1 protein-coding gene is annotated in these 1,209 nt (G+C 42.0%); it reads left to right on the forward strand.

The window, feature by feature from the left end:
- Window positions 1-39: 39 nt before the first annotated feature.
- A complete protein-coding gene (locus L9W92_RS18610) occupies window positions 40-1,116 on the forward strand; it encodes a DUF6531 domain-containing protein (RefSeq protein ID WP_240085230.1) in 1,077 nt (358 codons plus the stop codon).
- The last annotated feature ends 93 nt before the right edge of the window (window positions 1,117-1,209 follow it).

Genomic DNA, 1,209 nt, shown 5'->3' on the forward strand with positions numbered 1-1,209 from the left:
TTCTTCCCGTAAGACTTCCAGCACGATTTTTGATTTTTCTTGGGGTGTGAATTTTCTTCTCTTTTCCATGACTCCATTCTAACTTATTTTGCCCTTCCCGTCTGTCTTGTTTTCTGGGTCCATTATATCACTTATCCTTATATATGGTTACGCGCTCCTGAAGAAGAAAATATTGATTTTAAGAAAAGTTTAGGCCGGCCGTCATTTGATGCATTTTGCAACGACCCGGTCAACTCGGCAACAGGCAACTTTATATACGACCATACCGACCTGAATATACCTGCCAGGATTCCTCTTGAGTTCACCAGGTATTACAATTCCCGTGACGATTATACAGGTCCTTTAGGGAAAGGATGGCAGCATAATTACAATACTTATTTGACAGTGAACGAGGACAATTCCGTTGAAGTTAAATACCCTGACGGGCACATGTTCCTATTTACTTATGAAAACGGCTCATATAGCCGTCCGACCGGCTGCTTCGAAAATCTCAGCCAAAACACTGACGGGACATATGTCCTTACCTTCAAGAATCAAACCGAGTATGTTTTTGACTCACAGGGCAGGTTGACAAATATTACCGATAAAAACGATAACTTAATTACCATGCAATATACCGGATCATTATTAACAACCGCCGCCGAGCCAGCCGGGCGTTCCCTTAATTTTGAATATGATACCAACGACCGGTTAATCAGAATTACCGACCCGGCCGGGAGAACGGTTGTTTTTAGCTATGACACTGATGGCAATCTGTCTTCCGTACAGGATCTTAATGGAGGCAGCACATCCTTTGCCTATGGGCAATATGGCCTGACCACGATCACCGACCCGAAAGGCAACAATGAAGTAATAAACGAATACGATGTGGATTCCCGTGTTATCAGACAAGAAGACGCCAGGGGAAATGTAACATTATTTTCTTACAACCCCACGGAGAGAAAAAATGCCATGACCGATCCCAACGGCAATACGGCATACTTCTATTACGATGATAAATACAGGATAATTCAAATAGATTATCCGCAAAACCTGACGCAGTTATATACCTTTGATGAAAACTATAACAGAACCAGTGAAACCGTAAGCGTCAAAAAGAAGACACCTTCAATATAGAAAAAAGACATGAGAAAATAAGCCTGGACATTAAGAAAAGGAAGGATGTTCAGGAATGGATAGCAAGCTTTGCAACATATGGGAACAGCGACT

The organism is Pelotomaculum terephthalicicum JT, assembly GCF_022410535.1.
Classification (GTDB): Bacteria; Bacillota; Desulfotomaculia; order Desulfotomaculales; family Pelotomaculaceae; genus Pelotomaculum_D; species Pelotomaculum_D terephthalicicum.